We start from the raw sequence: 12,616 nt of genomic DNA on the forward strand, positions 1-12,616 counted from the left end.
TAGACCGCTTCTTCCCATTTGTATTTTCGCAATGGGTAATTTAGTAACGCGCATTAGTATCGCGCGCGTCCACACCGGCAAAAGTGTGGTCAAATATCAATTAACGCTAAGTTGAATCTTCTTACAGGTTATAGCGTTATTTGTCGTTTTCGATCAGATTTTTATTCACATTTACATGCGCCAACCATTGGTTTTCCGCCGATTTATTCGATGCGAAATATAAATCCGCAAAAAAATGCATTCAGCTCGGCACGATCAAGTATTGTTTTTATCTGGGTTTCTATTTGGGTTTTCATCGGGTGCAAGGCTTTCAGCATAGCCTTTAGGCGGTGGAGTCCAACCACGCATCTTTGAATGTTTGTCGTGTAAATCTGCTTTTAGGGCATTTTCGATTAGCGACTCTAGTTCAATAAATAGCTTCAGGTAATTGTTATCAACGCGTTCGCCGCTAGCGTCATCTGCCCACGCGTGATAAAGCACGTCGTTTTGCTGAGTCTCAATATTTTTGTAGGCCATTTTTTGTCGCTCAACGTGAAAGGGGTGAATATTCAGCGAACGCAATGCTTCTGCACCCATTTCCAGGGCACTGTGGTAGGTTTCAGATACGACAAAATCTGCGCCCAACTGGCGCAAGCGATAGCCATGACCACGGTCAAAGGCTCGGGCTAGCACTTTGGTGTTAGGAAGCGCGTGCTTTGCGTATTTCACCATTTCTGCAGCAGTTTCCCTATCGTCGATGGCAATAACCAACAAAGCGGCTTCGTGGGCGCCAGCGGTATGCAAGATATCAGGTTTGGACGCATCGCCAAAATAGGCTTTGGTGCCAATTCGTCTGATAAGGTCTATCTGCTCAGCGCGAATATCAAGCACCACGGTATTTACATCGTTGGCCACTAAAAGGCGATTAACGATTTGGCCAAAGCGCCCAATACCAGCAATCACCACGGTGCCTTTTTCGTCAATGGCGTCTTCCGCTCGCTGTGACTTCACGTTTTTATAGTGGGGGATAATGGCTTTGTCGAAAAGAATGAATAGCCCTGGTGTCAAGAACATAGAAATGGCTACCACAAGGGAAAGAATAGAAATAACGTCGCTGGGCAGCACGTAGTTCTGCGAGGCAAAACTTAACAGCACAAAGCCAAATTCACCCGCCTGTGCAAGGCTTAGTGTGAATAGCCACTTGTTAGTGCCTTTTATCTTAAAAATAAGGGCAATAACAAACAGCACTGCAGCTTTAACCAGCATAACAGCAATAGTTAGCCCAGCGATTAACAGCGGGCTCTCAGAGAGCACTGAAAAGTTAATACCAGCGCCTACTGTTATAAAAAACAAACCTAACAGTAATCCTTTAAATGGCTCAATATTGGCTTCAAGTTCATGCCTGAATTCACTGTTTGCTAAAACAACGCCGGCTAAAAATGCGCCGAGCGCAGGAGACAGCCCCACAAGCCCCATTAACGCCGCAATCCCGATAATTAGCATAAGCGCTGTTGCGGTAAAAATTTCTCGTAATCCGGATGCGGCAACAAACTTAAATAAGGGGCGACTTAAGTAGTGTCCTCCAATGGTCAAAAAGGCAATTGAGCTAATGATCACAAGACCAGAAGCCCAGGGTGCAAGTCCTTCCACTAAATTAAAGCTATCGTGAGACCCTGTATCGCCGCTGTGCGCGTTACCTGCTTGTACCAACTCAGGTATGGCAAGAAGGGGAATAAGCGCAAGCATGGGAATTACAGCGATATCCTGAAACAGCAAAACTGAAAAGGCGCTTTTACCCCCTTCCGTTTTTTGAAGCCCTTTTTCTTGCAACGTTTGTAAAACAATGGCGGTTGATGAAAGGGCGAAAATAAGGCCTATTGTAAGGGCAATGCTAAAAGGCTGATCAAGCAATAAGGCTACGCCGGTGATAAGCGCTGTGGTTAGCGCTAACTGAAGACCGCCTAACCCCATAAGTTTTGACTTCATTGCCCATAGCGAGCGGGGCTCTAGTTCTAGCCCAACCAAAAACAGCATCATGACCACACCGAATTCAGCAAAATGCTGAATAGCGACGGTTTCATCGCCGACTAAGCCGAAAATTGGGCCTATGACAAGCCCGGCTATTAAATAGCCTAGAACAGATCCTAAGCCAAGGCGCTTCGCAATGGGTACTGCAATTACTGCGGCGACCAGATAGATAAATGCATATAAGAAATAGCCCGTCACATTAATCTCCTTTCGCCGTACAAAGGTCGGCGAGGTTCTCGATGTGTTTTGCTTTTTCTAAATCGAGAGTGTTGGTGGTTAACTTTTTAAGCAGGGTTACCCACTTGCCTCTGTGTTCAACAAGGCGATGCTCTTCTTGGGCGGTACGCGAGCCGAATATTGCAAACGGGGCAATGTAGGTCATATTTGTGATTTGGGCCATTTGCTCTAAAGGCTGAAGAAGTTGCCTGATGGTGTAGTGGTTGAAACCGTCAGTTTGATAGGCTTCCTCTTTGCCACCCGCACTTAACGCACAAAGAAACAGTTTATCTTTAAGTGCAGTACCTTCATGGCCGTAGGCGAACCCATATTCCAATACTAAATCTTGCCATTCTTTCAAAATGGAAGGTGTGGAATACCAGTACAGCGGAAACAGGAAAACAATGACATCGTGGTCGACTAAACGCTGCTGCTCCCGTTCAATATCAATATTAAAATCTGGATATTCTGCATACAAATCAACGGCGGTCACGTGCTTATTTAGTTGAGCTTCATGAAAAAGCGGCACGTTCACTTCAGAGTGCGTTTGCGCAGGGTGAGCGAAAAGAACCAGTACTTTCTTACTTCGTTTTGTGTCTTCTATGGCGTTTAGGTTGGTCATACTTCTCTACTCAGCTTTACTGCCTGAGTCTCTAAGAATTTTTCTTGCCACTCTACTTTATAAAGCAACATAAACGCTTAGAGCAAATCAGAATTAATATTTCTTCAAAGTTATAAGGTTACCAATGTTTATCAGGTTGAAAAAAGTAACCTAATTACCATTATGAACTTGAAAACGGATTATTGCTACGACGGAACACTATTTTTTTACTTTGCTTAGAACCATATAACCATGAAAACATCACTAAAAACACGCGTACTTGCACTATCATTACTTTCTTTTTTTGCGCCGCTATCCACCCATGCTCTGCCTCAAGGTAGTGAACTAAAAGCAGGGGCTGCCGTTTGGAATCTGTTTGATGACGCAGACCGTTACGCATTGCACGTGGCTTACATACACAAACCGCTTGAGCCATTTTACGGATTACGTCCTACCGTACTTTTAGTGAATGCAGACCAAGGTCAACATTATTTCGCAGCCGGTGTGGCAAAAGATATCTATGAGTACAACGACTTTTCCGTACGGGTTGCGTTTCATGCGGGCATTGTCGATGAGTCTGAAAACTTAGGTGACACGATAGAGTTTTATTCATCACTTGCTGGGCAATATAAGCTCACTGATTCATTATCGATAGAAGCTGAAATCGGTCATATCTCTAACGGTGGGCTAGGGGATACAAACCCGGGATCAGAGTCATTAGTTTTAAGCGCTCACTATCTTTTTTAATAATGTTTTATCTGCAACGTGTTCACAATGCGCTTCTTTTAAATAAAAACAACCCGCCAAAGTGCGGGTTGTTTTTATTTTTGCTTCTGCTTTGTGGTTTAACGGTTTAAGCGTTAAGTGCTTTTTTTACGTCGCTAGATAGCATGGGTAAGTGGCGCAGTCTGACGCCAACAGCATTATAAACAGCGTTACCTACTGCTGGTGCCACGCCAATAACCCCTGGCTCGCCCAACCCCACTGGAAATTCATTACTTTCAATGTACTCAATGTCCATATCTGGTACGTCGTTCATTCTAAGTGGTTGGTACGTAGTTAAGTTTTTCTTCGCCACATAGCCGTCTTTAATTTCGTTGTGTTCAAATAACGCAAGGCTAGTTCCCCAAAGCAACGCGCCTTCCATTTGCGCCATAGCGCCATCGGGGTGAACGATAATTCCCGCGTCTGCGACCACCCACAACTTTTTAAGCGTGATTTTTCCACTGTTTTTATCTACGTGAACATGTGCTGCGGTAGCAAGCCATGCGGGCATAGTACGTTCTTGTCCTGCAGTTACACTAAACCCAATACCTTCGTTCTCACCTAGTTCAACGTTAGCTGTCTTGTCCTTGAGCTTTTTCAGGGTGTGAGCAAGGCGAGTGGCACCACCAACGCTTTCAGGCGCTTTGCCCGCTTGCTTACCTTTGCCGTCAAGCATAGACAACCTAAAATCCACGGGGTTTTGGTTAGCTTTATGTGCCACTTCATCGATAAAGCTTTCTAATCCCCACACTATCCAACCTTGACCCACTGAGCGAAGCCAGCCCGGTGTGAAGGTATCCTGCGCCACTTTGTTGTTTATCACTCGGGCTTGGTGATGCTGCATGGTGTACCAATGGTCTGCCCCTGAAGCTGAAAACGGGTCAACTTTTCCTTTCCCATCTACTCCGTCAGGCATAAAGCTCGGTGCCATTGCCAGCGTTGGCCAGCCCGCAGCAAGTGCGTGCTCCATACCAGTGAAATTCCCAGAGTCGTCGAAATAGGCGTTGAACAACGACGTTGACGCCGAGCGAGGTTGGTCGAACATGGTATCGTCAGGGCGCATGAACAGCATTTTAACCGGTTGCCCGGCCGCTTTCGCGGTAAGCACTGCTGGAATTATCCAGTCACCAAACAAACGGCGGCCAAAGCCTCCACCAAGATAGTATTGGTGAATAACGACGTCGGAATCAGGCACTTCTGCCGCTTTAGCTACAGCGGGAAGGGTAAGGCCTTGCCATTGATTACCCGTGTGAATATGCCACTTACCCTCTTTAAATTCAGCAATTGCGTTAAGCGGCTCTAGTTGAAAATGGCTAGCCGTTGCTGTGGTATACATTGCTTCAATTGATTCAGCCGCCTGCTTTTCAGCATTTAAAATATTTCCTTCATCGACAAATAATGTGCCTTCACTTCGGTCGCGGCAGATTCGCTCGCCCTCTTTTTGAATGTCAGCTTCGTTAACGTTCACCGTTTTACCTGCGTTGTAGCTAACCTTCACTTTATCGATGGCTTTAATTGCCGTCGGGTAATCAGAAGCCAGTACAGCAACCCAGCCTTCTATCGTACCCGATGGATCACTTAGTACCTTATAGCCTCTATATCCAGGGAGCGATTTCGCTTGACTGTCGTCTACCTTAGTGACTTTACTACCATAGCGCGTAGGCGGAAGAATGGGGCGGGCATACAGCATGTTGTCTACTTCAACATCTATACCGTAAACTGCGGTGCCGTTGGTTTTTGGTGGAATATCCAAAGCTTTATATTCGTTACCCAAACCAATGAGGTGTTTTTTGTTCCCAGGTTTAATTGGTAGACTTTCTAATTCGTCGGCTGAATAAACCTTATCGATGTTGCCATTTGCAACAATGTCACCGTAACTTATCTTTTTCGTGCCAGATACAACAAAACCCGTGTTAGCTTCACAATCTGATACCGGCACGCCCAGTAACTTAGCGCCGGCGTTAAGAAGCACTTGGCGTCCAGCTGCACCTGCTTGCGACATAGGTTTGTAGGTTTGGAAAACCGACCATGAACCACCTGTTACCATGTAACCCCACTTAGGGTCAGTATCTACGTGCACAATTGCTACTTTGTCCCATTCACACTCTAGTTCGTCCGCTAAGATACGCGCTAAAGCAGTACCTACATGTTGTCCCATTTCAGCCTTGGCGATATTCACTGTTACACGGCCGTGTGTATCCATTTCAAACCAGACGTTAGGTGAAAACGATTTATTTTCAATGGCTTCTTTAGCTGACAGAATAGATGGAATTGCCGAAGCGCCAAACGCCATGAAAAGCGACGTTTTAACAGAACCGGCCACAAATGAGCGACGAGACAAATTAATGGTGTCTTTTTTCTCTTTGGAAAGGTCTTTTATGCTCATGCGTTTTCACCTTTTGAGGAAGCCTTCGGGTCGAAATGCTGTACAGTAGAAGTTGCGGCACGTTTAATCGCTTTTTTGATTCTAGTATAGGCCATACAACGGCAATAATTACCATTCATGTGATTTACGATATCCTGCTCGCTTGGGTTAGGATTACTATCAAGCAGTGTGGCAGCTTGCATTATTTGACCGGACTGACAGTAACCGCATTGGGGCACTTGTTCTTCCACCCACGCCGATTGTAAAGGGTGCTCGTTGTTAAGGCTTTCTATCGTATTAACCTGTTTACCATTAACGAGAGAAACAGGATAAGAGCAAGAGCGAATAGCATTGCCGTCAATATGAACAGTACATACACCACACATGGCAACGCCACAGCCAAACTTGGTGCCTTTAAGTCCAAATTCATCGCGAATTACCCACACGAGTGGGGTATCTGAGGCAGCATCCGTCTGCACTTTTTTTCCATTTAACGTAAATTCAATCATGGTAATCATCACCGTGAAGTTAGAGTCTAAATAGCTCTCGCCAAGGTAAAGACTTGGTTTGAACGGTCTGGTTTGCCTGGTCTTTTGTGAACCTTTAACTTATAAAGTAGACTAATTGATTACAGGTATACGACTGTAAGCCAAAATAGTTTATGTGGTATAGTTTAGTTACCTTGTTCAACTAAGCAATTAGTTTACTTTTGGTTACTAGGTGCTTTTTCAAAGGACATCAATGAAAACAGAGATAAAAACAGACGCTAAGGGTAGAAAAACCGTTTTAAATACGTGCACAGAGCCGTGTGCTATAGAGCGTGGAATGCGCCTAATTGGTGGAAAATGGACGGGTTCTATTATTTATCATCTCAAAGATGAACCTGTAAGGTTTAATGATTTGTGCAGAATGCTTGGCGGCGCCAGCCGGAAGATGGTTGATCAGCGCCTTAAAGAGTTGGAAAACAATGGCATGGTGATCCGCAACGTTATCGACTCTCGCCCGATCGCTGTTGCTTACAGTCTCACCGCTTTCGGGCGCTCAGCGTTAGATATTCTTGAACAGCTAAGAATCTGGTCTGAAGAGCACACAGACGATTAATTCCTCATCTAAAAACGCAGAATAACGGCAGAATATCGAATACGGTGAGCGTTACAGTTCACCGTTTTGAAACACAACCGCTTAGAGTTGCAGTTCTAAACTTTCACAATCGGTAACCTAAGCACCTTGTCGACAAGCGCCCCCGCTTTCTCCTGAAAGGCTTTAAAGTGCGCTGTCACTTCGTGGGCATCAAGCGCTTCTTGAGATTCCCATTTCTCAGTAATGACAAAAACACCGTCTTCGCATGAATGCAGATCGTACATTACGGCGCCTTTTTCTGCGCGGCTAGCTTTGACCAAAGGCGCTAGGGCTTCTGAAAGCGCGTTTTGATGATGAGGCTTAGAAAAGATAATGACTGAGAATTCGATCACAAAGAAGTCCTAATGCTAAAGCGCTCAACATAAGTAAATTGGAAATATTATGTTAGCCGTAAGCGTTAAGTTGGCCTTTTTATCGGATAAGGGGCACGTTGCCTACTTCAATGTATTTAACCTTGTTCACACTAGCTTTGATAATGATTATCTAGGCCTTTTTCTTAGTTATATTCATTCGCTAATGTAAAAAAAACATCTATACTTGCTTATACTAAAGTATATGTGGCGCTTGTTGTGGGTTTAGCATCACTTTTGTTGAGGCGACGGAATGCAATCATTTTTCGGGGCGGTGCCCTATGTTTGAAAAAACCTTTTACTCTTGTCCAGTGGGGCTCGCTCACGTCAGTGTAGATGGCAGCTTCATTCGTGTGAATAAATGCCTGTGTAATTTTTTAGGTTACTCAAGTGAAGAGCTTACAAAACTCACGTTTCAGGAATTAACAGCACCTGGCTATCTTAACGAGGATCTTGATTATCTAGAAAGCCTTCTAAAAGGGGATATTGAAAACTACTCGTTGGAAAAGCGCTACTTAAGGCGCGACGGCGAGCAGGTTTGGGCCCAACTGACGGTTTCTCTCGTCAGAGACCAGCGGGGGAACCCAGAATACTTTATTTCTGTGGTCGAGGATATTGATGAGAAAAAGCGTATTCAATCTGAGCTTTTCCAGATCGACGCTTTGTTCAGTAAGATCGTAAGCGCATTTTCTGACAGAACTTTCATTTGGGTAGCGACGCCGGATTTAACTACGCTGAAATATGTCAATGATGGATATGAGAAGATTCTCGGTCGCAACGAATACGAACTCTACTGTAATCCTATGAGCTTTATCGACCATGTCCATGAAGATGATAAAGCGCGGGTGTTAAAACAGTTTAGTCAGCGCCCATTGCAAAATTGGGATATCCAATACCGTATTTATGATGCGAAAGGCGAGGTGAAATACCTTCATGACCGAGGCAGTTTAATTTATGACGACAGAGAGATGCAGTCGCTTATTTTAGGTACCGCAGACGATATAACAAAAGAGAAAACTCAGCAGCAGGCTCTGATGAGCGCTGTTACTAAATTAGAGCATCTTTCAAAAACTGATTCGCTTACTGGGCTTGCCAACAGAAGAGAGATATTTAGTCAGTTAAGTGACGAGATTTCTCGCATGGAGCGAGGCCAAGCAGCGTCTACCCTTGTTTATGTCGACCTAGATAAGTTTAAAGAAGTTAATGATAAATATGGGCATAAGATAGGCGATAAAGTGTTAGTTGAATTCTCTAAGGTAATGGGCTCGCTTTTGCGAGATAGCGACCGGTTTGGCCGTATCGGTGGCGATGAGTTTGTCATTTTGCTCTACGGTACTAATGAGGGCGAAACAGCTTTATTTTTTGACAGAATAAAAAACAGTAAATTCGAAATTGATATCGATGGTAAAGGTGTCGTTCCTATCAGCTTTAGCGTTGGGTGGGTGCAGTGGAACGAGGGCATCAACACCGTTCAGGAATGGTTAGACCGAGCAGATGGGGTAATGTATGAAAAAAAGCAATGTGGGCAAGTTGTAACAGCGGTAGATAGCGAAGTAGATAAAGCGATGTAGCGAAACTGCTAATACTGAAACTCCTGCTACATCGCTAAACGTATTTTACTGCTGCCGCTGGGCAAACCAGCGAGCTATAACTTGCCTTTCCTCTTTTGTCATTTTTGTCTTGTTCAAAAATGGCATGTCTTTAGTCACAGAGGTTCTTCGAACCACTTGTGGCGCGAACCTCTCAATATCCTCCCATGAATCTAAGACTACGCCTAACGGGGCTACTCTGAAAATCTCGTCGGTGGGGGTGCGCGAGTGGCAGCTTACACAGTGAGTTGTGATTAAACTTGCCACACGTTCGTCACTAACTACCGATGAAGTTTCGTTTGCTATCCCGCTTGCCGGTGCGCTTAATTCAGGTTGGTTCGTCGACTGCGAATTCATAGTTGAAGAAGATAGAGCGTCATCATGACTTACCGGTCGAATTGAAGATGTTTGTGGCCAAGATACCCATAGTGCTATACCGAGCATGGCGGCAGCACCAGAGACTAATATACTTGGTTTAGTAGTGCCCACATGACGTAAGTTAAAGAAATGACGTATCCAAGCGGCTGCGGCCATAATGGCAATAAGTACAAGCCAATTTTGCGGGTGCTGATAGGTCATGGGGTAGTGATTTGAAATCATAATAAACAGCAGGGGCAGCGTGAAGTAGTTATTGTGCACCGAGCGAAGTTTGGCACTTGCGCCCCACGCAGGGTCTATATCTTTCTTGTCAGCCACGGCAGCCACCATTTTGCGCTGGTTTGGCATAATATTGAAAAACACATTACCCGCCATGATAGTGCCAATAAGGGCTCCCACGTGAATATAGGCACCACGGCCGCTAAACCACTGGGTAGACAGATAGCTAACGACGCACACTAGAGCAACTAACCCAATACCAAAAGCAAGAGGGTATTTGGCCAATGGGCTACGACATGCAAATTCGTATATGGCTAGCCCACCAAAGATTAACCCCAAACCTAACGATATTGCCGTAGCTGGCGACATGGCGTTGACAGATGGATCAATAAGGTAAGCGCTGGCACCGAAGTAATAAACAATAATCAAAAGGGCAAAGCCTGATAACCAAGTTGTATAGGCTTCCCATTTGAACCAATGTAATGTTTCAGGCATTTTCTCTGGTCCGTAGGCGTATTTGGCTACCTCGTAGAAGCCACCGCCATGAATGGCCCATAAATCCCCTTTAATGCCTTTATCTTGTTTCCACTTAGGTGGCGTTCGCAAGTTGTTGTCTAGCCATATGAAGTAGAACGACGCGCCAATCCAAGCTACACCGGCCACAACGTGAAACCAACGTACAAATAAACTTATCCAATCTAGCCACGGCATTATTATTCTCCTTATTTAGGGCCGGCTGGCCCTATAGTAGCTTGTTACTCTTTATCTTCTTTGATGTAGCGGCAGTTACCGCTTATCCACGTCTGCTCAATAGCGCGGTCATCACCTAAAATGCTCAACGCGAAAAACACATCGTCGAAGTCGGCATCTTCTTTTATTCTCAACCGTGTTAATTCATCGAACCTTGGCTCTACAACGATAAAGTCTGCGGTAGAACCCGGGTTTAAGTTACCAATTTCATGGTCAAGCGCATGGGCCACTGCTGCGCCTTGGGTCATAAGATAAAACCCTTCCAACGGGCTAATGGGCTCGTTGCGCAACTGACTGACCTTGTATGCATCGCCATAGGTCTTAAACATGTTAAACGTGGTACCTGCGCCCACATCGGTAGCCATAGCAACATGTACTTTGTTAGCACGCGCTGCGGTCATATCAAAAAGCCCGCTACCTAAAAACAAGTTAGACGTAGGGCAAAACGCAACCGTAGCACCGCTGTCGCCAAGGCGCGCCCATTCGTTAGGCGTAAGGTGAATACCGTGGCCAAACACTGCACGCTCGCGCACTAGGTTGTAGCTGTCGTAAACATCTAGATAGCCGTCAGCGTTAGGGAATAAGCTTTTTACCCATGCAATCTCGTCTAAATTTTCAGACAAATGGGTTTGAATGAAAACGTCCGGATACTGCTGGGCAAGTTCACCTAATGCAGCAAGTTGGGCTTCTGTACTGGTAGGGGCAAAACGAGGGGTTAGCGCGTAGCGGTTACGGCCTTTGTTGTGCCAAGTCTCGATTAATGCTGCGCTGTCAGCCTGTGCTGTAGACGGGCAGTCATTGAGTGCGCTAGGGCAATTTCTATCCATACATACTTTGCCCGCTACAATCGCCATATCAATCTCACTGGCTGCGCTAAATAACGCATCGCTACTGCTTTTATGAACGGTAGTAAAAACAAAACCTGTGGTGGTGCCGTTTTTTAGCAGTTGGTTTAAAAATACCTTAGCGATGGTGTCGGCGTGTTCGCTATCGGCAAACTGCATTTCAGTGGGAAACGTGTAGTTTTCTAGCCAACTTAAAAGCTGCTCGCCATAGTGGGCAATACTTTGGGTTTGCGGATAATGCAGGTGGCTATCTATTAAGCCTGGTAAAATCCACTTGCCCGAAAAATCAGTGACAGTGGCGGCAGGGTAACGTTCAGCTAGGTCACTAAACGGGCCAATGTCTTTTATTTCTTTGTTATCTACCAGCAAACCACCGTCTTTAAAAATGACAATGTCATTATCAAATTGTGTGGTTTGTTTAGGAAAGTGCGCAATGCTTGCACGAAAAAGCTGCATGTTTATTAGCTGCCCCTGTAGCTGCTGAAACCGAATGGAGAAATAAGAAGTGGTACGTGATAGTGACCGCCATTCTCAACAAGTTCAAACGTAATATCAATGTGTGGATAGAAACTGCTGCCATGAGTTTGTGTTAGGTATGGCTTGCAGTGAAAGCGCAAGGTATAAACCCCAGCATCAAAACCATCCTCAACGCCCCAGTTTTTAAAGCGCCCATCACTGTCTGTTTCACCAGAAAGGGTGCTGCCGTCAGGTAGTGTAAGGGTAAGTTCAATGCCTTGTGCAGGCTTACCCAAAGTGGTGTCTAGTATGTGACTTGAAAGCGTATTCATACTGTAGTCCTTAAAATTTATTCAATTCGCATTATTGTTATGCGGCATAGCGCTCGGGTCGGCCAACAACGCTCCGCATTAATCTAATGCTTTATTAATACGTAAAAGCGTTATCTTTATTTGCTGTGCGGCTGCATTGGATATTTCTTGCTGCGTGGTATTTGGCAGCCTTTCCTGTAGAGCTTCCAGCATAGTTTGCGCAGAAAGCCCGGTGGCACAGATAATAAAAATAAACCCATGCTTATCTAAATAAGCCTGATTAGCTTCTTTTAGTTGATGCAAAACGGCTTCAGACGCACTCGCTGTACCTGATTGTTCGCCAGCAGCAATAGCTTTAGTATTGGCAAACTTTTTACGTAAAGAGTCTACGTCGCCAATCATAGGATGCGCCGTAAAGGCTTCTAGGTAGTCATCATCGCTACATTTTGCCCAAGCATCTTTTGCTTGATTAACCAGGGCGTCTTGATCGCTGTAAGGGCGGGCTTCAACCATTTGGTAGATCCATGCTTTTGCTGCGCAGCATTGCTCAAAGTAAGAAAATGCGTCTTCAGCGCTTAGTGTATTTAGTTCAGTCAGTGTCACTGCTGTTATCCTTTTCTATTT

Annotated in this window: 12 protein-coding genes; 3 read left to right on the forward strand and 9 right to left on the reverse strand. The window is 45.0% G+C overall.

The genetic code is table 11. The features are described 5' to 3' along the window. Nucleotides 1-255: 255 nt before the first annotated feature. Both ACXAER_RS16220 and ACXAER_RS16225 read right to left on the reverse strand, forming a co-directional pair. Complete coding sequence (locus ACXAER_RS16220; RefSeq protein WP_474831048.1) at nt 256-2,205, reverse strand: monovalent cation:proton antiporter-2 (CPA2) family protein; 1,950 nt, start codon at nt 2,203-2,205, stop codon at nt 256-258. A 1-nt stretch (nt 2,206) separates the two neighbouring features. Further along, the gene (locus ACXAER_RS16225; protein WP_474831050.1) at nt 2,207-2,845 is read right to left on the reverse strand and encodes an NAD(P)H-dependent oxidoreductase; all 639 of its coding nucleotides are present in this window, start codon (nt 2,843-2,845) and stop codon (nt 2,207-2,209) included. Between the two features lie 231 nt (nt 2,846-3,076). Between ACXAER_RS16225 and ACXAER_RS16230 the strand changes: the two genes are divergently transcribed. Next, nucleotides 3,077-3,571 carry an acyloxyacyl hydrolase gene (locus tag ACXAER_RS16230; protein ID WP_474831052.1) on the forward strand — a complete coding sequence of 165 codons (495 nt, stop codon included), beginning with the start codon at nt 3,077-3,079 and terminating at the stop codon, nt 3,569-3,571. Nucleotides 3,572-3,677: 106 nt separating this feature from the next. Here the strand turns inward: ACXAER_RS16230 and ACXAER_RS16235 are convergent, their stop codons facing one another. Then, nucleotides 3,678-5,975 (reverse strand): xanthine dehydrogenase family protein molybdopterin-binding subunit, encoded by a 2,298-nt coding sequence (locus tag ACXAER_RS16235; RefSeq protein ID WP_474831054.1) that lies wholly within the window; start codon nt 5,973-5,975, stop codon nt 3,678-3,680. Next, nucleotides 5,972-6,463 carry a (2Fe-2S)-binding protein gene (locus ACXAER_RS16240; RefSeq protein WP_474831056.1) on the reverse strand — a complete coding sequence of 164 codons (492 nt, stop codon included), beginning with the start codon at nt 6,461-6,463 and terminating at the stop codon, nt 5,972-5,974. The genes ACXAER_RS16235 and ACXAER_RS16240 overlap by 4 nt, the downstream gene beginning before the upstream one ends. A 232-nt stretch (nt 6,464-6,695) precedes the next feature. On the opposite strand from ACXAER_RS16240, the gene ACXAER_RS16245 reads away from it, so the two are divergent. Then, the gene (locus ACXAER_RS16245) at nt 6,696-7,055 is read left to right on the forward strand and encodes a winged helix-turn-helix transcriptional regulator (RefSeq protein ID WP_474831058.1); all 360 of its coding nucleotides are present in this window, start codon (nt 6,696-6,698) and stop codon (nt 7,053-7,055) included. A gap of 95 nt (nt 7,056-7,150) precedes the next feature. Here the strand turns inward: ACXAER_RS16245 and ACXAER_RS16250 are convergent, their stop codons facing one another. Continuing rightward, entirely contained in the window at nt 7,151-7,426 is a 276-nt protein-coding gene (locus ACXAER_RS16250; protein WP_474831060.1) for a putative quinol monooxygenase, read from the reverse strand. 299 nt (nt 7,427-7,725) lie between these two features. Here ACXAER_RS16250 and ACXAER_RS16255 point away from each other — a divergent pair, with 299 nt between their 5' ends. Next, nucleotides 7,726-9,015 (forward strand): diguanylate cyclase, encoded by a 1,290-nt coding sequence (locus tag ACXAER_RS16255; protein ID WP_474831062.1) that lies wholly within the window; start codon nt 7,726-7,728, stop codon nt 9,013-9,015. A gap of 45 nt (nt 9,016-9,060) precedes the next feature. Here ACXAER_RS16255 and ACXAER_RS16260 read toward each other — a convergent pair whose 3' ends face one another. The 4 genes from ACXAER_RS16260 to uraD all read right to left on the reverse strand — a co-directional run bounded on the left by ACXAER_RS16260 (nt 9,061) and on the right by uraD (nt 12,595). Then, nucleotides 9,061-10,341 (reverse strand): urate hydroxylase PuuD, encoded by a 1,281-nt coding sequence (locus tag ACXAER_RS16260; protein ID WP_474831064.1) that lies wholly within the window; start codon nt 10,339-10,341, stop codon nt 9,061-9,063. A 44-nt stretch (nt 10,342-10,385) separates the two neighbouring features. Then, the gene (guaD, locus tag ACXAER_RS16265) at nt 10,386-11,681 is read right to left on the reverse strand and encodes a guanine deaminase (RefSeq protein ID WP_474831066.1); all 1,296 of its coding nucleotides are present in this window, start codon (nt 11,679-11,681) and stop codon (nt 10,386-10,388) included. 5 nt (nt 11,682-11,686) lie between these two features. Next, nucleotides 11,687-12,013 (reverse strand): hydroxyisourate hydrolase, encoded by a 327-nt coding sequence (gene uraH, locus ACXAER_RS16270; RefSeq protein WP_474831068.1) that lies wholly within the window; start codon nt 12,011-12,013, stop codon nt 11,687-11,689. Nucleotides 12,014-12,091: 78 nt separating this feature from the next. Further along, nucleotides 12,092-12,595 (reverse strand): 2-oxo-4-hydroxy-4-carboxy-5-ureidoimidazoline decarboxylase, encoded by a 504-nt coding sequence (gene uraD, locus ACXAER_RS16275; protein WP_474831070.1) that lies wholly within the window; start codon nt 12,593-12,595, stop codon nt 12,092-12,094. Nucleotides 12,596-12,616: the final 21 nt, after the last annotated feature.

The organism is Alteromonas sp. AWJ4_199 (assembly GCF_056159165.1).

Bases quoted from the DNA above. Each gene is read 5' to 3' on its own strand.
- ACXAER_RS16225 (WP_474831050.1), bottom strand. From the start codon at position 2,845: ATGACCAACCTAAACGCCATAGAAGACACAAAACGAAGTAAGAAAGTA.
- ACXAER_RS16230 (WP_474831052.1), top strand. From the start codon at position 3,077: ATGAAAACATCACTAAAAACACGCGTACTTGCACTATCATTACTTTCT.
- ACXAER_RS16235 (WP_474831054.1), bottom strand. From the start codon at position 5,975: ATGAGCATAAAAGACCTTTCCAAAGAGAAAAAAGACACCATTAATTTG.
- ACXAER_RS16240 (WP_474831056.1), bottom strand. From the start codon at position 6,463: ATGATTGAATTTACGTTAAATGGAAAAAAAGTGCAGACGGATGCTGCC.
- ACXAER_RS16245 (WP_474831058.1), top strand. From the start codon at position 6,696: ATGAAAACAGAGATAAAAACAGACGCTAAGGGTAGAAAAACCGTTTTA.
- ACXAER_RS16255 (WP_474831062.1), top strand. From the start codon at position 7,726: ATGTTTGAAAAAACCTTTTACTCTTGTCCAGTGGGGCTCGCTCACGTC.
- ACXAER_RS16260 (WP_474831064.1), bottom strand. From the start codon at position 10,341: ATGCCGTGGCTAGATTGGATAAGTTTATTTGTACGTTGGTTTCACGTT.
- guaD (WP_474831066.1), bottom strand. From the start codon at position 11,681: ATGCAGCTTTTTCGTGCAAGCATTGCGCACTTTCCTAAACAAACCACA.
- uraH (WP_474831068.1), bottom strand. From the start codon at position 12,013: ATGAATACGCTTTCAAGTCACATACTAGACACCACTTTGGGTAAGCCT.